Annotated in this window: 22 protein-coding genes and 2 pseudogenes; 10 read left to right on the top strand and 14 right to left on the bottom strand. The window is 51.9% G+C overall.

All coding sequences use genetic code 11. The features are described 5' to 3' along the window. The first annotated feature begins 88 nt into the window (after positions 1-88). Complete coding sequence (locus tag NF683_RS03155) at positions 89-982, top strand: AEC family transporter (RefSeq protein WP_089039810.1); 894 nt, start codon at positions 89-91, stop codon at positions 980-982. 23 nt (positions 983-1,005) lie between these two features. On the opposite strand, the gene NF683_RS03150 is transcribed toward NF683_RS03155, so the two are convergent. Further along, positions 1,006-1,362 carry an FxsA family protein gene (locus tag NF683_RS03150; protein ID WP_089039809.1) on the bottom strand — a complete coding sequence of 119 codons (357 nt, stop codon included), beginning with the start codon at positions 1,360-1,362 and terminating at the stop codon, positions 1,006-1,008. Positions 1,363-1,550: 188 nt separating this feature from the next. On the opposite strand from NF683_RS03150, the pseudogene NF683_RS03145 reads away from it, so the two are divergent. From NF683_RS03145 to NF683_RS03125, 5 genes and pseudogenes are all read left to right on the top strand, one after another. Beyond that, positions 1,551-2,018, top strand: a pseudogene (locus NF683_RS03145) (BCCT family transporter); the annotation flags it as partial. Positions 2,019-2,065: 47 nt separating this feature from the next. After that, on the top strand, positions 2,066-2,212 hold the full coding sequence (locus NF683_RS03140; protein WP_198361375.1) for a hypothetical protein: 147 nt from the start codon (positions 2,066-2,068) through the stop codon (positions 2,210-2,212). Positions 2,213-2,405: 193 nt separating this feature from the next. Beyond that, entirely contained in the window at positions 2,406-3,755 is a 1,350-nt protein-coding gene (locus NF683_RS03135) for an MFS transporter (protein ID WP_089039808.1), read from the top strand. Positions 3,756-3,769: 14 nt separating this feature from the next. Then, entirely contained in the window at positions 3,770-4,285 is a 516-nt protein-coding gene (locus NF683_RS03130; protein WP_089039807.1) for a retropepsin-like aspartic protease family protein, read from the top strand. A 72-nt stretch (positions 4,286-4,357) separates the two neighbouring features. Beyond that, a complete protein-coding gene (locus NF683_RS03125; protein WP_089039806.1) occupies positions 4,358-4,537 on the top strand; it encodes a PLDc N-terminal domain-containing protein in 180 nt (59 codons plus the stop codon). A 118-nt stretch (positions 4,538-4,655) separates the two neighbouring features. Here NF683_RS03125 and NF683_RS21260 read toward each other — a convergent pair whose 3' ends face one another. After that, positions 4,656-4,778: a hypothetical protein gene (locus tag NF683_RS21260; RefSeq protein ID WP_269768679.1), complete on the bottom strand. Its 123-nt coding sequence runs from the start codon at positions 4,776-4,778 to the stop codon at positions 4,656-4,658. Between the two features lie 228 nt (positions 4,779-5,006). Here NF683_RS21260 and NF683_RS03120 point away from each other — a divergent pair, with 228 nt between their 5' ends. Both NF683_RS03120 and NF683_RS03115 read left to right on the top strand, forming a co-directional pair. Then, positions 5,007-5,765, top strand: coding sequence for a winged helix-turn-helix domain-containing protein (locus tag NF683_RS03120; RefSeq protein WP_038478158.1), 759 nt, complete (start codon positions 5,007-5,009; stop codon positions 5,763-5,765). 18 nt (positions 5,766-5,783) lie between these two features. Continuing rightward, positions 5,784-7,379 (top strand): ATP-binding protein, encoded by a 1,596-nt coding sequence (locus NF683_RS03115; protein ID WP_089039805.1) that lies wholly within the window; start codon positions 5,784-5,786, stop codon positions 7,377-7,379. Here the strand turns inward: NF683_RS03115 and NF683_RS03110 are convergent. Then, positions 7,342-8,280: a LysR family transcriptional regulator gene (locus NF683_RS03110; protein ID WP_253921235.1), complete on the bottom strand. Its 939-nt coding sequence runs from the start codon at positions 8,278-8,280 to the stop codon at positions 7,342-7,344. The genes NF683_RS03115 and NF683_RS03110 overlap by 38 nt on opposite strands. 99 nt (positions 8,281-8,379) lie before the next feature. Between NF683_RS03110 and metE the strand changes: the two genes are divergently transcribed. Further along, positions 8,380-10,677, top strand: a complete 2,298-nt coding sequence (gene metE / locus NF683_RS03105; RefSeq protein ID WP_253921234.1) for a 5-methyltetrahydropteroyltriglutamate--homocysteine S-methyltransferase — start codon at positions 8,380-8,382, stop codon at positions 10,675-10,677. A 155-nt stretch (positions 10,678-10,832) separates the two neighbouring features. On the opposite strand, the gene ppk1 is transcribed toward metE, so the two are convergent. Together ppk1 and hemB are read right to left on the bottom strand one after the other, a co-directional pair. Beyond that, positions 10,833-13,046, bottom strand: coding sequence for a polyphosphate kinase 1 (gene ppk1, locus NF683_RS03100; RefSeq protein ID WP_089039802.1), 2,214 nt, complete (start codon positions 13,044-13,046; stop codon positions 10,833-10,835). A gap of 125 nt (positions 13,047-13,171) precedes the next feature. Beyond that, complete coding sequence (gene hemB, locus NF683_RS03095; protein ID WP_089039801.1) at positions 13,172-14,179, bottom strand: porphobilinogen synthase; 1,008 nt, start codon at positions 14,177-14,179, stop codon at positions 13,172-13,174. Positions 14,180-14,387: 208 nt separating this feature from the next. On the opposite strand from hemB, the gene elbB reads away from it, so the two are divergent. Then, the gene (gene elbB, locus NF683_RS03090) at positions 14,388-15,047 is read left to right on the top strand and encodes an isoprenoid biosynthesis glyoxalase ElbB (RefSeq protein ID WP_089039800.1); all 660 of its coding nucleotides are present in this window, start codon (positions 14,388-14,390) and stop codon (positions 15,045-15,047) included. A 149-nt stretch (positions 15,048-15,196) separates the two neighbouring features. On the opposite strand, the gene tatC is transcribed toward elbB, so the two are convergent. The 9 genes and pseudogenes from tatC to NF683_RS03050 all read right to left on the bottom strand — a co-directional run bounded on the left by tatC (position 15,197) and on the right by NF683_RS03050 (position 20,904). Beyond that, positions 15,197-15,979, bottom strand: coding sequence for a twin-arginine translocase subunit TatC (tatC, locus tag NF683_RS03085; RefSeq protein ID WP_089039799.1), 783 nt, complete (start codon positions 15,977-15,979; stop codon positions 15,197-15,199). Beyond that, complete coding sequence (locus NF683_RS21405) at positions 15,976-16,113, bottom strand: pentapeptide repeat-containing protein (RefSeq protein WP_442311382.1); 138 nt, start codon at positions 16,111-16,113, stop codon at positions 15,976-15,978. Before NF683_RS21405 ends, tatC begins: the two co-directional genes overlap by 4 nt. A gap of 36 nt (positions 16,114-16,149) precedes the next feature. Continuing rightward, positions 16,150-16,539 (bottom strand): annotated as a pseudogene (tatB, locus tag NF683_RS03080) (Sec-independent protein translocase protein TatB); the annotation flags it as partial. A 3-nt stretch (positions 16,540-16,542) separates the two neighbouring features. Then, a complete protein-coding gene (tatA, locus tag NF683_RS03075; protein ID WP_089039797.1) occupies positions 16,543-16,827 on the bottom strand; it encodes a Sec-independent protein translocase subunit TatA in 285 nt (94 codons plus the stop codon). A 23-nt stretch (positions 16,828-16,850) separates the two neighbouring features. Further along, positions 16,851-17,207, bottom strand: a complete 357-nt coding sequence (locus NF683_RS03070; RefSeq protein ID WP_038486243.1) for a phosphoribosyl-ATP diphosphatase — start codon at positions 17,205-17,207, stop codon at positions 16,851-16,853. A 96-nt stretch (positions 17,208-17,303) separates the two neighbouring features. Further along, entirely contained in the window at positions 17,304-18,926 is a 1,623-nt protein-coding gene (ubiB, locus tag NF683_RS03065; RefSeq protein ID WP_253921232.1) for a ubiquinone biosynthesis regulatory protein kinase UbiB, read from the bottom strand. Beyond that, on the bottom strand, positions 18,926-19,603 hold the full coding sequence (locus tag NF683_RS03060) for a ubiquinone biosynthesis accessory factor UbiJ (RefSeq protein ID WP_089039795.1): 678 nt from the start codon (positions 19,601-19,603) through the stop codon (positions 18,926-18,928). Before NF683_RS03060 ends, ubiB begins: the two co-directional genes overlap by 1 nt. A gap of 22 nt (positions 19,604-19,625) precedes the next feature. Continuing rightward, positions 19,626-20,381 (bottom strand): bifunctional demethylmenaquinone methyltransferase/2-methoxy-6-polyprenyl-1,4-benzoquinol methylase UbiE, encoded by a 756-nt coding sequence (gene ubiE / locus NF683_RS03055; RefSeq protein ID WP_089039794.1) that lies wholly within the window; start codon positions 20,379-20,381, stop codon positions 19,626-19,628. Positions 20,382-20,502: 121 nt separating this feature from the next. Beyond that, positions 20,503-20,904, bottom strand: a complete 402-nt coding sequence (locus NF683_RS03050; protein WP_253921231.1) for a gamma-butyrobetaine hydroxylase-like domain-containing protein — start codon at positions 20,902-20,904, stop codon at positions 20,503-20,505. Between the last annotated feature and the right edge of the window lie 35 nt (positions 20,905-20,939).

The raw sequence follows: 20,939 nt of genomic DNA, 5'->3' as shown, positions 1-20,939 counted from the left end.
GATAGGGAAGATAGCCTGATAACAATAAGGAAAAGCTCCCTATGCATGCAACAGTTTGTCTCTGCGCCCGCCGCTTGGCGGAGGGCGTATGATCGGTCATATTCTCGCAACGCTGTTACCCGTGTTCTTAATTGCTGGCTGTGGTGCGGTTTACGGGCGTTACCGAAACCCTGATATTCGCAGCCTTAACACGCTCAATATGGAGCTATTTGTTCCACTACTGGTATTTGCCGTGTTGGCTGATCGCCAAGCGCCTTTGGCGGACTATGCGTGGCTTGCCACTGCGGCGGTGGCCGTCGTGCTAGGGTCGGGTCTTGTGCTTTGGCCGGTTGCTAAGTGGCTGTCGCTAGACACTAAGGTGTTCTTGCCGCCAATGATGTTCAATAACTCTGGCAATATGGGGGTACCGCTATTGGTGCTCGCCTTTGGACCAGAGGCCCTACCGGCTGCAGTGGTCGTGTTTATTGTTGAAATGTTGCTGCATTTCTCAGTAGGTCTTTATATGTTGGACCCGCGCACGTCACTTTGGCGACTGTTACGAATGCCCATCGTAGCTGCGAGCCTAGCAGGGCTAGTCATCAACGTTGGAAATGTACCGTTGCCGAGCTGGCTGTTAGAAGCAATGCACATGTTAGGGGGAATCTGTATTCCACTGATGCTCTTTGCATTAGGTGTTCGATTGCTGGAAATTGATTTTAATGACTGGCGAACAGGTTTGTTGGGAGCGCTCCTCTGCCCACTTTCTGGCTTAGTGATCGCACTACCGCTCATGTGGTTACTACCATTGAATCCGCTACAGACAGCCGTGCTACTGGTATTTGCAGCACTGCCGCCAGCGGTATTGAACTACTTAGTGGCCGAGCAGTATAAACTGGCACCCCAGAAGGTCGCTTCATTGGTGCTCATCGGCAATTTAGGGAGCTTAATCGTAATGCCGCTGACGTTAGCAGCAGCGTTCGCCTGGATTCAAGCGCCGCTTTAACAGCGGCGTTAGTGGGCGACTGATTAAGACCGGTGGTGGTCGTCTTTAACTTCGTAACTACCTTCTATTGCATCGTGCTGGCTCGTGGAGGTGTCGCTGTAAGCATAACCGCCACCAACGTCTTGAGCGTTGTCAGCGCGCATCTGCTCCATGCGTTTTTTCATTTTATGGCGGACAAAGGGCATCATTGCCCAGCCAATGAGCAGGAAAAAAAGCCCGAGTACGACACCGACGATCATCAGTGCACCAAACGCTAACCACGTCAGTAACAGTTTAATGCTGCCCATTAGGCCGGTTGGCTGGGTCTGGGCTGCCCGAGCACGCCACTGGTTAGCAGCTTGCCACGCGGCATTGCGTTGATCACGATTCATTTGCGGCATGAAAGCCTCCATCGTTCATATGCGTTCCATTGGAACACAGGCTGGGTATCAAGTTCCTGGTCTGGACTAACATTTCTTGATTAACGCCGCGAAGAAATTTTATACGCATATGTTAGTTTAGAGATATGCCGTTTAATGTTTTGGTACAAGGCTGCGGTTTTAAAAAGCCCAGACTTATCGGTACATTTATTACCGTGGCGTTGTTTGAGATGTTCGAGCTAATGCCCTTTACCGGTGCATTATCGGTCGTCGCCATGATGCTTATCTTCATTTTCCTGGTGACGTCGGCAGATTCTGCTTCCTACATTGTGGCGCAAATGACCGACAATGGCTCCATCAATCCGCCACTTTATAAGCGTATTATTTGGGGTGTCTTGATCGCCGCTATTTGTTTAACACTGATTGTGGCGGGTGGACTTTCTGGCCTGCAGTCAGCGGCGGTGCTTTCGGCATTACCGTTTACCTTTATTTTGTATATGATGATTGTAGTGTTGGTTCGTGAGCTGCGTGCTGATCGCAAGGCGATGCTAACGCAGCTATATCGTCGCCACGGGGAAACGCCGGTTGGTGCTGATGCGTTTGAAGCCGAGCAGTTAGGCGAGGAAGAACGCCTACGCCGTGCTCCAAGTGTCGTCAATCGCCGCATTAATAGTTAAATTATTCGCTGATTTATGGGGAATGCACACATGGATAAGGCGTGCTGATGGCCCGGCAAGGACACCACGGTGCCACGCGAAAACAGCCCAAAAGGGAGATTTTTGATCGCTGGCTGGATCGAATCGTCACTGTTGCTGTTATAACAGCGATGGTGGTGGGTATTGCGGCCGTGGTAGCGCACTGGTTGCTATGAACCAGAATGCCAAGGCTGGCAAAAGCAACAATGTTCAGCGTATTACGCTCGGCTATGCCGAGCGTTTGCTTTTTTAAGGCCCCGTCCGCGGTTAAGCCGCTTTACTGAATAATCACCTGCCCTATTATCGCCATGAATTAGCTGTCGTTAATAGGGTAATGACGCTACTACACACTTTTTTGAGAGAGCCTGCATGCTGACTGCTAACCCCGCCAAGGTTGCTCCCACCTACGCATCGCGACGTGAAATATTTGGTTGGGCAATGTTTGACTTTGCCAACCAGGCTTACACCTTGCTCATCATCACGGTCGTGTTTGGAGAACTGTTCACGACGGTAATCGTAGGTGATCGAGGTGATGGCTTTCGCCTAGCGAATTTTTTGTGGAGCCTCGCGCTGGCGTTGAGCTATCTAATGGTCGTATTAACTGCCCCGCTCTGCGGTGCCGTGATGGATTATCGAGCAGAAAAAAAGCGCTTTTTATTAATCAGTTATCTCGCCACTGTGGCGACAACTGCCATGCTTTACTTTGTCGAGCCTGGTTACGTAGTCGTGGGGCTGCTGTTAATTATACTTTCAAACTATGCTTACTCGATGGGCGAGTCGTTTATTGCCGCTTTTCTACCGGAGCTAGGCCCTCCTGATGCGCTGGGTAAAATTTCTGGGTTTGGCTGGGCGCTTGGCTATATTGGTGGCCTTTTTGCCGCTGGTTTTACGCTGATGGTGCTAGGGGAGGCGACCGCCGATAACTTTGAACGCATACGTTGGGTAGGTCCTTTTGCAGCTGGCTTTTTCTTAGTAGCGGCGATTCCCACCTTCCTATGGATGAAAGAGCGAGGTGTGCCTCAACCCCATGCTGTTTCCTATCAACGTATTGCGTTACAGCGTGTTCGCTCAACATTTACTGAGCTGCGCTACTTTAAAGACTTAACTGTCTTTTTGGTGTCGCTGTTATTCTCAATGGCAGGTGTCTACATCATTATTGCGTTTGCTTTTATTTATGGCGCTCAGGTGATTGGCTGGGATGAGGGCGTGCGCAATATTATGTTTATTATTGTTCAAATAACGGCAGCGGCAGGCGCACTGGGATTTGGTTTTTTACAGGATAAATTGGGCGCCAAGCGCACGTATCAAATGACACTAGCGCTGTGGGTCATCGCTATTTTATCGATATGGGCGACGCCAGAGCTGACCGACTGGGTTAACAGCCGTTACGCCGTACAGTGGCAAGCACAGTACGTTTTTCTGGTGGTCGGTTGTCTGGCGGGTCTTAGTCTGGGGTCTAGCCAATCAGCTAGCCGGGCGCTGGTCGGCGTTTTTTCACCACTGGAGAAGTCTGCTGAGTTTTTTGGCTTCTGGGGGCTCGCTAATAAATTGGCCGGCGTGTTCGGGATTGTCATGCTGGGCGTTTTGCAAACGTTAATTGGTTTGCAAGCGTCTATCCTATTATGTGTAGCACTGTTTGTTATCGCGATGTTGATATGCGCTGGCGTGAATGAACAGCGTGGACGTGAGGCTGCACTTGCCTGGAAAAGGAGCGCTTAGTCTGGAGGTGGCGTATGAAAACCCTCGCTATGCAACGAGGTGGTATCGTCACAATGCTACTCTTTTGGGTGCTGCTATTGGCTGCTGGCACATGGCTATTAGATGGTGGTTTCGAGAAAGTAATGACGCCGAATGCCCATGTGATGTACGCCTCCGCCGATGACGGACCTGTCAATTTGACGCGTAATCGTGCTGGCCATTTTGAAGCGCCTGGGAAAATTAACGGGAAGCCGGTGACCTTTCTATTAGATACCGGGGCGACTTATGTTGCAGTGCCGCGCAATTTGGCTAGCGAGTTGGGGCTAAAGCCGGGACGCAGTGCTTGGTTTAATACTGCGAATGGTCGCGCAGAGGGCTCGCTGACACAGCTAGATGAGGTTGTGTTGGGCAACATACGTATGAATGGCGTGCAAGGGTCTATAAGTCCTGGTATGGAAAACGATACCGTACTACTTGGCATGAGTTTTCTTAATTTATTGGTGATTGAAATACGTGGCGGGGAAATGGTGCTAAGCCTGCCTGCGGAGTGAATGTTACTTGTCTGTATCGAAACGGTGTGCTTAGCTAAAAATTGATGGAAGCAAACCTGCTCAGGAGCAGTTATGGGCATTGAAGTAGGTGGGTTACTAGGACTTATCTGGCTCATCATTGTTGTATGGGCCATTGTTAAAGTTGCTAAGAGTGCAGCAGGTGGGCTGGCAAAGCTGCTATGGATCTTGGCGCTATTGTTTTTTCCGTTAGTTGGACTGATCGCGTGGTTTCTATTTGGTCCCAAAGGGTAGCGAGCAACACGCTTTTTCTAAAAAATAAAGAGCGGACCACCTCTGTGGTCTGCCTTTTTAGTAACCTAGCGATCAGGCTACCTGACGGATCGTGAAACGGCTTATCACGCAAGCCGTTTTAGTCACTTGGTGGCGCTTTATAATGCCCCGGAATCGTCAGCTTCTCTCCATTAGGCAAATCGCGCACTTGAGTGGGTACGTAAACGCGCTTGATGACACTTTTTGTTTTGCTGTTTCCCATAATGTCCTCCTTCTGCCAGATTATCGACAGTTAGCAACGCCACATTAGCGTTTGGCGGTGTAAGAATCAAGGTGTCTAGCAGGCGAACCATTACATAGGTTATGGGGAAAGAAGTAAGGGGGCAGGCGTTTGAACGGTTTTGAGGTATCCTGGAAGATATTGCAACCTGCGGTTACATAGGGTGAGCGGGTGATAACACAAACTGCCTAAGCGGAGTGAATATAAAGGATGGTAGACCACTTGGAACAGCAATTTCAGGCGCTTGGGGCTCAAGACGCCGCCACGCTTGGCTATCCCGATCAAGATCACGTGTTGATTATTGAAGATGACCAGCGCTTGGCAGAGCTGACCCGCGAATATCTGGAGGCAAATGGCTTTCAAGTGACGCTAGAGGCGGATGGTGCAAAAGGCGTGGATCGTATTTTAACACTTCAGCCTGACTTGGTAATTTTGGACTTAATGTTACCGGGCGAGGATGGTTTGGCTATCTGCCGTCGTGTTAGGCCCAACTTTGCTGGTCCTATCATGATGTTAACGGCCCGCACGGATGATCTTGACCAGGTGCTGGGTTTGGAAATGGGGGCCGATGACTATGTGCCAAAACCGGTTCAACCCCGTGTACTCCTAGCGCGTATGCGTGCGTTACTGCGTCGTGCCGATGCACCAGCGCCGGGTGGTGAGATGCGCCTGCGCTTTGAAAATCTAGAGATAGATAACGCAACGCGTGAAGCCTGGCTTTCCGGCGAGCGTATTGATCTTACCAGCGCGGAGTTTGATCTGCTGTGGCTGTTGGCAAGCAACGCAGGGCGTGTATTAACCCGAGAAGAAATTTTCAATGAGCTGCGTGGCATTAAATACGATGGGCAGGATCGTTCAATTGACGTGCGGGTTTCACGTATTCGTCCCAAAGTAGGCGACGACCCTAACCAACCGCACCGGATCAAAACAGTGCGGAGCAAAGGCTATCTTTTTGTCAAAGACAGTTAACTAACAGAGGTTAACCGCATGCGGCGAGTGCTGGGCCACGGTTCTTTTTTAAGGTTTTATCTTCTGCTGGGGTTAGCACTATGCGTGGTATTTTTTATTGCATTGGGCGGGCGTTCTTTTATCGAGCAGATTCGTCGAGAAGATTATCGTGAACAGCTCGCCGCATTGCCGATGTCGTTAATGACGCAGCAGTTAGCGTCAAGTCCGGTGGCTGAAAGAGAAACCATGCTTGCCCGCTTTTCGGAACGGCTGGGTATGCAGCTCTCACTTAAGCGTATTGAGAGTGTGGGACTTAACTACTTTGAACAAGCTCGCGTCGAGCGAGGCACGGTATTAGTTGCTGAAGAGCCCTGGCGGTTACGGCAACGTATACCTAACGATGAGTGGATGCTGGAAGCAACGTTTGCCGCCTGGAGCGAGCGCCAGTGGCAGGGCAGCATGATACTGCTCGGAGAGTGGCTTGCTAGCATGCCGCATGAGGCGAGGGCCGACGCCATCGCTTCGCTAGACGCGGGTGGCTGGCCACTTGTCCTGCTTTCAACGCCGCCCTCAGACCTTACTCCAGAACAGCAGTTTCAACTCGCTCAGGGAGGCGTGCTGACGCGGCTGGTGTCGGATAAGCTCTCGCTGATGCTGCTTTACCGGGTGCCTGGTGATAATCAGTGGTTGCAAGCGGGGCCGACCTCTCGTGGTGATACGCTGCCGGTCAATTTGCACTTACCTTTGTTGGTAGGCTTGATGGTGGTGCTTAGCCTGATTATTTACTTAATTATGCGCAGCATTGAATCGCGTATGGCGCGGTTAGAGCTTGCTGCGACTAGAATCGCTAGCGGGCGCTTAGAAACCCGGGTGAAAGTGGAAAGCGGAGACTTTTTAGGCCGCTTGGGCATGGCATTCAATGGGATGGCGAATCAAGTTCAGAGCTTGTTAAGAGGCCAGCAAGAGATGATTCGTGCGGTCTCTCATGAATTACGCACGCCGGTGGCCCGTATACGGTTTGCGGTGCAAATGGTCGAAGATATGACCGACCAACCTGCGATTCGCCGTCAGCTTCAGGGGATTGATGCTGATATTGCCGAACTAGACGAATTGGTAGACGAAATTCTCACCTATGCTCGCCTGGGGGGGGAGTCGAACAATGGCGTTGAATTAGAAATGGCGTTGGTTGAGTGTCGGGCAATGGCTGAGCGAGTCATCGATACGCTGTCACCGTTGCACCAAAGCCTATCGTTAACGCTGGATGGTAGTGCTGAAGTTGAGTTGTACGCCGAACCTCGCTATTTACAACGAGCGTTGCAGAACCTTGTCAGCAATGCCTGTCGCTATGGCAAGTCGCAAGTAGTGATTCGCCTATGGGATGAGCCTCACCTTGTACGTATTGATATTGAGGATGATGGGCCCGGCATACCACCCGAAGCGCGTAGCGATATCTTTAAGCCGTTTGCCAGACTTGACGACAGTCGAGCCCGCAGCTCTGGGGGCTACGGGCTAGGTTTATCCATTGTGCAAAAAATTATCGCAGGCCATGGCGGTAGCGTCACTGTTGATACCAGCCCTACACTGGGCGGCGCGCGCTTTACGCTGCTGATTCCTCGTCGCGAGTTGCCGGTTTAATACCTGACAGCACCGCAAATGACGTCTCTTTAGCGGTGCGCAAAAAATCCTGCATCCAAGGCGCTTCTATATTTTCCTCCCGAATGGCAGCATAAAGTGTGCTCCAAATGCCGTTCTCGCCCAGTTTTACGGCGCTAACGTAATCCCGCTCTAAATACTCGGTGAGCGCCCAGTTGGGTAGCGCGCAGACGCCTCTACCGCTGGCAACAAGCTGCATCATCATGATGGTCAGCTCTGCGGTGCGAATTTCCTGTGGTCGTACATTGGCGGGAGACAAAAACTGGGTAAACACATCTAGCCGGGAGTGTTCGACTGGGTAGGTGATTAGCGTCTCCTCGGCTAACGCTTGTGGTTCGATAAATGGCTGGCCGGCAAAGGCATGCTGTCGAGCAACCGCCAGCAGTCCCTCATAACGAAACAGCGGTACGTAGTGAACCCCTTCCAGTGGCTGAGGGTCAGCGGTAATTACCAAGTCTAACTGCTCTCTAGCAAGGGCAGGGAGTGGGTCGAAGTGGTGACCGCTGGGGATATCGATTTCCACCTCTGGCCAATGGTCGCGAAAATAATCCACCGTTGGCATCAGCCACTGGAAACAGCTGTGGCACTCGATCGCCATGTGTAATCGCCCCTGTTCGGTACCTGCTAAGCGAGCTAAGTCGCGCTCAGCTTTACGCACCTCAGGCAAAATCTCATCCGCCAGGGCCAATAGGCGAAGACCCGCCCGAGTGAATTCTACTGGGCGCGTTTTACGTACAAACAGCGCGCTGTCAACGCGACCTTCCAAGTCTTTTAGCTGATGGGAAAGTGCCGACTGCGTTAGGTGAACCCGCTCAGCAGCCTCCACTAAAGAACCGGTTTCCCGGAGGGCAAGCAGCGTGCGCAGGTGGCGTAATTCAATCATTGTGAGTGTTTTTCATGATTAATATTAAAAACTTTAGTTTGATTCATCTTTGTGGGGTGAGCAGACTGTGCGAAATCATTCACGTTGAAAGGTTTCATCATGACAGTTTCTCATATTCTCGGCTATCCCCGAATTGGCGCTCAGCGCGAACTTAAAAAAGCCACCGAAGCCTATTGGAAAGGAGACATCTCACGGGGAGACCTTGAAGCAACAGGTCAGGCGCTCAGGCTTTCTCATTGGCAGACCCAACAAAACGCGGGCCTCGACTTTATCAGTGTTGGCGATTTTGCATTTTACGACCAGGTACTTAATGTTTCCGTCATGCTGGGAGCGGTGCCCGCGCGTTTTAATGCCCAGCACGAAGTTAGCGCAGGCAACGTTGATTTGGATACCGCGTTTCGCATGGCCCGTGGCCGCGCCCCTAGCGGGACACCCGCAGCTGCTTGCGAAATGACCAAGTACTTTGATACCAACTACCACTACTTAGTACCTGAGCTGCATGAGGGGCAGACGTTTACGCTAGCGTCTGACCGCTTATTTAATGAAGTAGATGAAGCTTTACAGGCGGGCTTTACGCCGAAAGTTACGCTAACCGGCCCGCTTACTTGGCTATGGCTGGGTAAGACTAAAGGTAGTGAGTTTGACCGGCTGAGCCTGTTAGACAGCGTACTGGATGTGTATAGCGAAATTCTGGCACGCTTAGCCACTCAAGGTATTGAGTGGGTGCAGCTTGACGAGCCTGCTCTGGTGCAAGACTTGCCGTTGGCGTGGCAGCAAGCGTATGAGCGCGCCTATCATCGCCTGCAGTCGGCGCCGCTGAAGCTACTCGTTGCCAGTTACTTTGGTGCGCTGGGTGATAACCTTTCGCTAACCACTCGCCTGCCAGTGGCTGGGTTGCATATTGATGCTGTGCGTGCGCCGGGCCAGGTAGAGAGCGTGATTGATCGTTTAAGCCCTCATCAAGTGCTCTCAATTGGCTTAGTCGATGGCCGTAATATCTGGCGTGCTGATTTGGCAGCCCTACGTGAGCGTTTGCTGCCCTTAAAAGTGCGTTTAGGGCAGCGGTTATGGCTGGCGCCCAGCTGCTCGTTGCTGCACGTGCCGGTAGACTTATCCCAAGAAACCGAGCTAGAGAGCGAGCTGGTCGGCTGGTTAGCATTTGCCCGGCAAAAACTGGATGAGGTGGTGACCCTCGCTCGGCTCATTGATAATCGCACAACGCCTGTCGATGAACAGCGGGTGAGCGAAGCAACGTATGCTTTGGATAAGCGTCGTGAATCAACCCGAATTCATCAGCCTGCTGTCAGCTCACGTCTAGCAGCAATAACGGCTCAAGATAGCCAACGCCAATCACCTTACGTTGCCCGAGCAGCAGCGCAGCGCAGAGCGCTTGCGTTACCGCTGTTTCCCACCACCACCATTGGTTCTTTTCCGCAAACAGGTGAGATACGCGCTGCTCGTCGGGCATTTAAAGCCGGTGAACTGAGCCAAACGGATTATGAAGCCCGCATGCGAGAGGAAATTGCCTTCGTCGTAGAGCGCCAGCAAGCACTAGGGCTTGATGTGCCTGTCCATGGTGAGGCTGAACGTAATGACATGGTGGAGTACTTTGGTGAGCAGTTAGAAGGCTTTGCCTTTACGCGCTTTGGCTGGGTACAAAGTTATGGCTCTCGTTGTGTGAAACCACCGATTATTTTTGGTGATGTCACCCGTCCAGTGCCGATGACAGTGAAGTGGAGCGAATATGCCCAATCGCTCACGGATAAGCCCATGAAAGGCATGCTGACAGGGCCTGTGACGATTTTGCAGTGGTCGTTTGTGCGTGATGATCAACCCCGCGCAACCACCTGCCGCCAGATCGCCCTGGCGCTGCGTGACGAAGTATTAGATTTGGAAAAAGCCGGTATTCGGATCATTCAAATTGATGAGCCCGCGCTACGTGAAGGCTTACCGCTGCGCCAGCACGAGTGGCAGTCCTATTTGGATTGGGCGGTAGAAAGCTTCCAGCTAAGCGCTGCTGGCGTTAAGGATAGCACCCAAATTCATACCCACATGTGCTATTCGGAGTTCAACGACATCATTGGTGCCATCGCTGCACTAGACGCGGATGTGATTACTATTGAAACGTCGCGTTCCGATATGGAGTTGCTGGACGCTTTCCAGGATTTTGCATACCCGAACGAAATTGGGCCAGGGGTTTATGATATCCACACGCCTAATATTCCGGATGTTGCGTGGATGGTGGCGCTGATGGAAAAAGCGCTGGAGAAAATCCCTGCCGAGCGGCTGTGGGTGAACCCAGACTGTGGTCTAAAAACCCGTGGTTGGGCAGAAGTAGAGCCTGCATTGGCGAATATGGTGGAAGCGGCCAATCAACTACGTCAGCGTTATGCGTAATTAGCTGATCACCCGCTAGATAAGTAAGTAGGGGTGGTAAAAGTTAATTCTGAACATAGGTAGTTCTAAATATAGGTAGTTCTGAACACATCTACTTATCATTTAAGCCCCGCTGCAACAGGCAGCGGGGCTTACTGTTTCTCTAGCGGTGATAGCTAGCTTTTAGAGGCGTAGGCATAGAGCAGTGTTTCCTGGGCGCTGATCGGGTCGCCATTGCCAGGGCTCTGCAGCTGATAGCTGCCGTCGCTTTGTAGTAGCCAGCTTTGGCAGTTATCGACCAGATAGGTTTCCAAATCTTTACGTACTCGGGTGGCCAGCTTTTTATCCAATAACGGGAAACAGGTTTCTACGCGATGGAACATATTGCGTGACATAAAATCAGCGCTTGAACACCACGTTTCTGGCTTGCCGTCATTGTGGAAGTGGAAAACACGGGTATGTTCTAAAAAGCGCCCAATAATCGACCGCACGCGGATATTCTCTGAAACACCCTCGATACCGGGTTTCAAACAGCACATGCCGCGAATGATTAGGTCGCACTCTACGCCTGCTTGCGAGGCGCGATAAAGCGCTTTGATAAGCTTGGGCTCTGTTAACGAATTGCACTTAATAATGATATGCCCACGCTTACCTTTAAGCGCCACCTGAGCTTCACGGTCAATCATTTCGACTAAGCGCTCGTGAAGCGTAAAGGGGGCGTGGAGCAGGGTATCGATCTTGCGCGCGCGGCCCATGCCAGAAAGCTGCTGGAACACCTTATGCACGTCCGCGCATAGCGCTGTATTGGCAGTCAGCAAGCTGTAATCGGTATATAGTTTGGCGGTTTTAGAGTGGTAGTTGCCGGTACCTAAATGTGCGTAGTGGCGCAGCTCGCCCTTCTCACGTCGCACGATATGCAGCATTTTGGCGTGGGTTTTATAGGCCATGATGCCGTAAATCACGATGGCGCCGGCTTCTTGCAGGCGTGATGCTAACTGAAGATTGTCGGCCTCATCGAAACGCGCCCGCAGCTCGATAACAACGGTAACTTCTTTGCCTTGGCTAGCGGCATCGACCAGAGCACTCACTATCGTTGAGTCTGCGCCTGTACGGTACAGCGTCTGCTTGATTGCCAGTACGTCCGGATCGCGTGCAGCCTCGCGCAGTAAATCTTCGATAGGTGAAAAGGACTGGAACGGGTGGTGAAGCAGAATATCGCTTTTGGCAATAGCGCTAAACAGGCTGCCACCTTTTAATGCTTTTGGCACGCTAGGTGAGTAAGGGCGGTAGAGTAGCTCTGGTCGGTCGACATCGCCGAGAACCGCCATCATGCGGGTCAAATTTACCGGCCCTTGAACACGGTATAAATCGCTGCTTTCTAGCTCAAACTGGCGCAGCAAGAAACTGATCAAGTCATCTGGACAATTATCAGCGACTTCAAGGCGAACACCGCTGCCATAGCGGCGGGCTAATAGCTCGCCACGTAGCGCTGAGGCCAAGTCTGAGACCTCTTCTGGGTCGACGGTCATATCGGCATTGCGGGTCAGCCGGAACTGATAACAACCGCGCACACGCATGCCGGGGAAGAGTTCCTCTGCATGTGCGTGAATCATCGACGATAAGAAAATATACTCGGAGAAGCCTTCTGCACATAGCGCTTTAGGCAGCGCCATCAAACGAGGCAGTGAGCGGGGTGCTGGCAGTATTGCCATACCGCCAGCCCGGCCAAAGGCGTCCTTTCCCTCTAGCTCAACAATGAAGTTGAGGCTTTTATTAACCAAGCGCGGGAACGGGTGGGAAGGATCTAAGCCAATGGGGCTGATGACCGGCATGATCTCGTTATCAAAAAAATCTTTCACCCAGGCTTTTTGCTCGTCGGTCCACTGATCGCGACGACGAAAGCGTAATCCCTGAGCTTCCAGCGCGGGCAGCAGTGTTTCGTTCAATATTTGATATTGGCGGGCAATTTGCTGATGCGCGATATCCGAAATTTCTGCCAACACAGCCTTGGGTAAGCGGCCATCAGCGGCGGTGGTATCGTCGCCTAGTGCCATTTGGTGTTTAAGCCCAGCGACTCTTATCTCAAAAAACTCATCCATGTTGGATGAAAAGATCAGCAGAAACATCAGACGGTTAAGTAGCGGATGCGCATCGTCCAGGGCTTGTTCAAGCACCCGGATATTGAATTGCAGATGAGAAAGCTCGCGATTGAAGTAGAGCTGCGGATCGTCAAGATCCGCCTCCAAATGAGACTCTTTCGCGTGAACTCCGGTGGGGGTACGATTGATGCGCAATGGCAAAGCTTCTCCCTCGCCACTTACTGTCTCGTTTGCAGCGTTCGTTGACTCGCTAGAAAATACTGGCGTGGAATCTGCTGATTGATCGTCCATGGTTGCCCCCCCGGTGGTGGTTCATACTCATCATAGCGTGATAATTGCTGTTGATAGGAGTATGCCGGGAAAAGATGACAAACTAGTGTCACTGGTTTGTCATCTTTACGGACTGATCTACTAAACTAACGCTGCAATAAGCGTGCTGCTTCTAACGCAAAATAGGTTAAAATTCCATCAGCTCCTGCGCGCTTGAAGCACATCAGTGACTCAAGAATCACCGGTTCGGCCTCAAGCCAGCCGTTATCGAAAGCAGCGCGATGCATGGCGTATTCACCGCTGACTTGGTAAGCAAATGTCGGTACTTGGAGTTCGCTTTTTACACGGCGTACGATATCCAAGTAAGGCATACCGGGTTTCACCATCACCATATCGGCGCCTTCGGCGATATCCATAGCCACTTCATGCAGCGCTTCATCGCTATTGGCAGGATCCATCTGATAGGTGCGTTTATCTGCTTTGCCAAGGTTAGTGGCAGACCCGACTGCATCACGGAAGGGGCCGTAATACTTAGAGGCATACTTAGCGCTATACGCCATAATACGCACATTATGCAGGTGTTCTTGCTCTAACACTTGGCGGATGGCGCCGATGCGGCCATCCATCATATCGGAGGGGGCTACGACATCGGCGCCTGCTTCGGCGTGGGAGAGCGCTTGTTTGAGCAGCGTATCCACTGTGCGGTCATTTTGCACATAGCCGTGCTCATCAAGAATGCCGTCCTGTCCGTGGCTAGTATAGGGGTCAAGGGCGACATCGGTAATAATGCCAAGCTCTGGTAGCGCTTCTTTTAGCGCCCGCACACTACGCTGGACAAGACCGTTAGCGTTGTAAGCCTCTTCCGCTAACTCGCTTTTTTGCTCAGTATCGATAACGGGGAAGAGCGCCAGGGCAGGAATACCCAGCGCGTGGGCCTCACGTGCCTGCTCAATCAACAGGTCGATGGAAAGACGCTCAACACCGGGCATTGAGGCAATTGCTTCGCGTTGATTTTCGCCTTCCAGTACAAAAACCGGCAAAATTAAATCGCTGGGTGTTAGCGTCGACTCCTGCATTAAGCGACGGGAGAAATCGTCGCGACGCATACGGCGAAGTCGGGTGGCAGGGAAATGACGGGGAGCAGAGGTGTTCAACGGCTTTCTCCAAACAATCGCATAGTCAATCGAATAGTAGGTGCCTTAAAAGGCCTAACGTGAGTATATCAGTCCTGCACTGCAGCGAAAGCAGGCTTGTGATAGCTGGCTTGTAGTGGCTTTATAGACTGACTAAAGTGAGCCACTCAGCGACGCTAAGTGGCGACGATTTAACAGCGATAATAAGCGCTACGATAAGGAGATAAGCATGACCAAACAGGTAGCAATCGTATTAGCAGGCTGCGGCGTTTTTGATGGTTCTGAAATCTATGAAACAACGCTAACGCTGCTGCGCCTTGATCAGTTAGGGATTGGCTATCGCTGCTTTGCGCCGGATGTCGCTCAGCATCATGTGATTAACCACTTAACCCAAGAGCCTGTTGAGGGTGAGCAGCGCAATGTGTTGCAGGAGTCTGCGCGCCTTGCCCGGGGTGATATTAGCCCGATTACTGAGCTAGATGCTGACGACTTTGATGCGGTCATTGTTCCTGGTGGCTTTGGTGTCGCTAAAAACCTGTCTGATTTTGCCGACAAGGGCGACAGTATGCAGGTACTTGAGAGCGTAAAAGAGGCGCTGGTAGGCTTTAAGGAAGAGGCAAAACCCATTGGCCTGATGTGTATTTCTCCTGTTTTGGTCCCGCGCCTACTTGGCGAAGGGGTGGCCGTGACCATTGGTCATGATCCGAGTGTTTCTGGCGCCATTAGTGCGATGGGTGGCCTGCACCGCAGCTGTGGCGTAGAAGACATTGTGGTGGATCATGAGCACCGGGTGGTAACGACGCCTGCTTATATGCTGGCGACCCGTATCAGTGAGGCCGCAACAGGTATCTTTAAGTTGGTAGACCGCATTGATGAAATGATGGGCTAATATTTTCTAGGTAATTGGCTATTCGTATGAGGGGCAAAAAGCCTCTCGTATGAAGAGCAAAAAGCCTCTCGTATGAAGAGCAAAAAGCCTCTGTCATGTTCCCATGGCAGAGGCTTTTTTTGAGCGGTGTATCGCCTTTAATAGTGCTTTTAGGTCTCTTGTTCGTCAGCGTCATCCGCCTTTGCTTTACGGCGTACCAACCGGCCAAACAGTAGGCCCACCTCATAAAGTAGGTACATCGGTATCGCTAACAGACTTTGAGAAATAATGTCGGGAGGGGTAAGCAGCATGCCCACCACAAAGCAGCCTAAAATAATGTAGGGGCGCTTTTTTGAAAGGCTTTCGACCGTGGTCGCACCAGACAGGATCAACAGAAATGTTGCGATGGGGATTTCAAACGCAACACCAAAGGCGAAAAACAGCTTCAGTACAAAGTTCAGATACTGATTAATATCGGTCATTACCGCCACGTTTTCCGGCCCGGTCTGGGTGAAAAACTCAAAGAGCAGCGGAAAAACCACGTAATAAGCGAAGGCCGCCCCAGCGTAAAATAGCGCTATGCTGGAGACCAGAATGGGTATCGCCAGCGCTTTTTCGTTATCGTAAAGCCCAGGTGCTACAAACGCCCATGCTTGGTGCAGTACGAAGGGGATAGCGATAAAGACGGCGACTACCAGGGTTAGTTTGAAGGGCGCCAAGAAGGGCGAGGCTACCTCTGTGGCGATCATCTGTGAGCCTTCTGGCAACAGTGCCATTAATGGCTCAGCCACAAAGCTGTAGATGTCATTAGCAAAGGCATAAAGGCCAAGAAATACGACTAATACAACCACGACCGCTTTCATAAGCCGCGAGCGTAGTTCAATCAGGTGCTCAATAAGAGGCGCTTGGCCTTGGTCTTTACGTGGCTCCTGGGAATCGCCAGACATGCTCATTGGTGATTACTATCCTTTGTAAGATCTGCCTTTGTAAGATCCGCCTTTGTAAGATCCGCTTTTTTAATATCGGCATTTTCCACATCCGCTTGCTTAGCATTATTGCTAGGCTCACTCTTGCCGCTAGGATTCACCGCGCGCAGTTCATCGGTAGCACGTTGATGAGACGTTGAGGAAGAGGCTGCTGGCGTGTCTTCGCGTACTGTTTGCAGGGCATCATCTAGCCGAGCACTCGCGTTGGCAACCCGCTGCTCGGTCTCGTTTTGGGTCGCTTGTGTCGAAGTGCTGGAAGAAGAGGGGGCGTCGGCAATGCTCTCAACATCCTGCTTGGCTTTTTTGAGACTGTCATCGAGCTTTTTCTGTTGCTCGTTGAGTTTTTGACGCAACTCCTCTGCTTCCAACTGAGCGCTGATTTCGCGCTGCATACCGGATACCGTACGCTTGATTTTGCCAATCCACATGCCTGCTGTGCGAGCCGCTCTAGGCAGGCGCTCTGGGCCAAGCACCAGAAGCCCGACGATACCAATCAGCATCAGTTCAAGAAAGCCGATATCCAGCATGGGTTATTTGCGCTCTTCGTTACGTTCTGTGGGGCGTTCTTCGGCGGCACGCTTCTCTTCTGCTTGAACATCGTAGGTGTTACCAGCCTCTTCGTGGCTTACTTTCGCCTGAGGTTGGTCAGCATCTTTTTTGTCGCCGTCTTTCTCTTCTTCGTTAATGGCCTTCTTAAAGCCTTTGACTGCACCGCCTAAGTCGGTGCCCACATTACGCAGTTTCTTGGTGCCGAAAATTAGGATGATAATGCCCAGAACAATCAGCAACTGCCAAATACTGATACCACCTAACATATGCATTTCCTCATCAGTGCAGGTTAACGTTGTGTGCGGGACGCTTTTTCGTCATGACCAGAAATACCAAACCGCCGTGCTAGCTCATCTAAAACGCGCTGATGGTCCAGTTCAAGGTGCGACAGCATCACCAAACTATGAAACCACAGGTCGGCGGTTTCAGCGATCACAGCTTGATGCGCCTGTTCGCCGCCGTGCTCGGCATCTTTAGCAGCCAAAATTGTTTCGGTCGCCTCTTCGCCGACTTTTTCGAGTATCTTGTTCAAACCCTTATGATGCAAGGAGGCAACATAAGAATCTTCTGCACAAGCATGTCGACGCTGCTTTAAGACCTCCGCGAGTGCATCTAGCACTTGCGTCGTCTGGGTAGAATCAGTCATAGGCATCCTTTTATCAATCATCACAGCGCTTTCGCCAAAGATCAGTGCTTTCGCCAAGGGCGACACTGAGACGCTTTATCTTACTGCCAGAATGTTTCATTGCCATAGCAGCAGCAACAAACCTACTCCCGCAGCGGCTAAGACAGGCCACTCTTGAGCCGATGCCCAACTGCTCAGCGGCTGCCAAGCCAGGGCAATAGCAAGCAAAATAAGGCCGATACGCAGTCGGTAATGACGCTTATGCTGGCGCGTCAGTTGCTGCTGAACGTCACTAATTGAGGTTACTTGCTGATGACGCTGGCGGTGTTCATGCTCCATTCGACTCAGTGCCTGATGCGCTAGCACGGGTAGCTCAGGCAACTGATGAGAAAGCTCCGGCGCTTGGCGTTTGAGCGACTCCCAAAGGCCGCCGATACCCGCGCGCTGTTTCATCCACTTTTCTAGATATGGCTTCGCCGTGCTCCACAGATCCAGGTCAGGATAAAGCTGACGACCCAGCCCTTCGATGTTAAGCAGCGTTTTTTGCAACAATACTAACTGTGGCTGTACTTCCATATTAAAACGTCGTGCTGTTTGAAACAGTCCTAACAGCACCTGCCCAAACGAAATATCTTTTAGCGGCTTTTCAAGAATGGGCTCGCATACGGTACGAATAGCGGCTGCGAACTCGTTAGCGCGGGTGTTTTCGCCCACCCAGCCGGACTCAATATGTAACGCTGCTACTTCGTAATAATCTTGATGGAAAAAGGCTAGTAGATTGCGCGCTAGGTAGTCTTGATCTTCTCGAGTAAGGCTCCCCACGATGCCGCAGTCGATGGCGATATACTGTGGATCTTCAGGATCATCGCAGTTAACAAAGATATTGCCGGGGTGCATATCGGCATGGAAGAAGTTATCGCGGAAGACCTGGGTGAAGAAGATTTCTACGCCGCGTTCAGCCAGCTTCTTAAGGTTAGTTCCACGCGCAATAAGGGTATCTAAATCAGCCACTGGTACGCCGCGAATGCGCTCCTGGACCATGACATGGCGGCGGGTGTATGACCAATAGATTGTCGGTACAAACAGCAGCGGTGAGTCTTTGAAGTTACGCTTAAGTTGCGATGTGTTTGCCGCTTCTTTGTAGAGATCAAGTTCGTCAAATAAGGTGGCTTCGTAATCACGAATCACTTCTACGGGGCGTAAGCGTTTTGCGTCAGGCACTTTACCCAGCAACTTAGCGATTTGATACATCAGCGCCATATCCTGACGCATAATGCGCTCGATGCCGGGGCGAATAATTTTGACGACGACATCTTCGCCGCTATGCAGCGTTGCCGCATGCACCTGGGCAATCGATGCTGACGCCAAAGGCACTCGGTCAAAGGCGGCAAATGCCTCTACAAGCGACATTTCAAGCTCTTTTTCGACCCGTGCAGCGGCTAGTTCGCCGGGGAAGGGCGGCACTTGGTCTTGCAGCCGTTTTAATTCATTGGCGATGTCTTCGGGCAATAGGTCTCGACGGGTCGAGAGCATTTGGCCAAATTTAATAAAAATCGGCCCTAGCGCTTCCAAGGCCAGGCGCAGTCGCTCGCCGCGACTGCGCTGCCCGACAGGAAGCAGTTTTAGAGGCGAAAGCGTCATTAAGGCACGTAGCCAGAACGGCAGCCGCTCAACGGGTATCAACGTATCTAAGCGATGGCGAGCCACTATCCAAGAGATCTTCAATAACCGCAGGCTCATCAGTGCGGCTCCTCGAGGTGTGGCTGCTTGTTTGGCGACTGGCTGGCCGTCAACTGTGTCAAACGCTTATGCAGGCGATTGAGCTTGGCTTCCAGGCGGTCGGTTGCGATCTCTAGCTCGGTCAAATGATCGCGGAGTACATCGCGCTGTTGGCGGCCAGGGAGTATGCGGGCTTCTTCAAATACGTATTCAGAAACGTCTTGCAGCAGCTCATCTTTCGCTCTTAGCCCCCAGCGCGCGGCGCGTCGGATACCTTCGGCCAGTGAATGGGCGGGCATATCCCCCAACCAGCGAGCTAGCTCGCCTTCCCAGTCGATATCCAGATCAAAGAGCAGGTCGCGGGTGGCTTCCAGGAGGTGGATACGGCCACGCACAGAAAGCTTGCCATCAAACATCAACCGCTCAATGGAGGCACCACTTAACCACTCAGAGAGCGTTTCAGGAGTGAGCTCGACGATGGCGTCGACGTCAGTTTCGTCTAGATCATCGCCACGCAGCAGATCAATCCCCGCATGGTGATAGTGCAGCACCAACTGAAGGTGAGGCTTTTCAAGCCTTACCAGTAGTCGACTCCCTGCTAACGCAGACAAGCGCGCAGGCGCAGCCGGATCACGGGCAAGCAAGGCATTCAACGTGCGTTCACATCCGGCCAGCAACAGGGTCGGGGTGACTAGCATGCTGACCTCATTGTCGGTGAGTTCATAATTTAATGCCGCGGTGAAGGGCAACGATGCCGCCAGTCAGGTTGGTATATTCAACCCGATCAAGCCCTGCCGTTTCCATCATGCCTTTCAGGGTTTCCTGGTCGGGATGCATGCGAATAGATTCGGCGAGGTAGCGATAACTCTCACCGTCTCCAGCCACTAGTTCGCCCATTTTAGGCAGCAGGCGGAAGGAGTACTCATCGTAGGCTTTCGACAGCAGCGCGCTATTTGGCTTCGAAAATTCAAGCACTAGCAACCGTCCGCCGGGCTTTAGCACGCGTGTCATAGAGCGCAGCGCAGCGTCTTTGTCGGTGACGTTGCGCAGTCCGAAGGCAATCGTAATGCAGTCAAAACTGTTGTCCGGAAATGGCAGGCACTCGGCGTTGGCTTGTACAAACTCAACGTTGCCTCCGACGCCATTATCCATCAGTTTGTCGCGGCCAACGTTGAGCATGGAGGCGTTAATGTCAGCCAATACCACTTTGCCACGCGGGCCAACCAGACGAGAGAATTTGAGCGTTAAATCGCCAGTGCCGCCAGCAATATCCAGCACGTGGTGCCCAGGACGAACGCCTGCGCGCTCGATAGCAAGGCGTTTCCAGACGCGATGGATGCCCATGGACATCAAGTCATTCATGATGTCATAGCGCGTAGCTACCGAATGAAAGACATCGGCAACACGAGACGCTTTTTCGTCAGCTGCGACTTCCTGATAACCAAAATGGGTGGTGCGTTTTTCAGTGGGGCTCATGGGGCTCTAGCTCCCGAGTTCGAGGCGGTAATAGTCGACCAAAAGGTCGTCGCAATAAATGGTTAGCGACATTGTAGCCTTCTCACCCCCAACTTGTCTGCGCTTCAACTGAGGTGAAGCGTCACAGCTGTTTGAATTGGATGCTGGCTGGTTCGCGGGAGGCGCCGGCCTCTTCGAGGCGTTGTAGGTAGTTTTGCCAATAATCTGTTTGGTGCTGAGCTAAGTCGTAAAGATAGTTCCAGCTGTAAAGGCCGCTGTCGTGGCCGTCGTCAAAATGCAATTTCAGAGCGTAATTGCCGGCTTGGGTAATGTTTTGCAGGCCGACATCTTTTTTACCCACTTGCAGCACGGCAGTATCGCCGCCGTGGCCACGCACTTCGGCTGAAGGTGAGTAGACCCGTAAAAGTTCGACAGGCAGCCGAAAGTTTTCACCCGTGGCGTAGCCAAGTTCTAGCTCGCGAGCCTGCTTATGGTAGTGAACCCGCGTTGGAGTGGGGGCATTAGTAGAAGTAGGGGCATTCATGGATGACGTCACCTTTTACGATATTGAGCTAAAGC

It is taken from the genome of Halomonas sp. MS1 (genome assembly GCF_024182575.1).
Lineage (GTDB): Bacteria > Pseudomonadota > Gammaproteobacteria > Pseudomonadales > Halomonadaceae > Vreelandella.
This window is presented reverse-complemented; position numbering and strand designations above follow the sequence as displayed.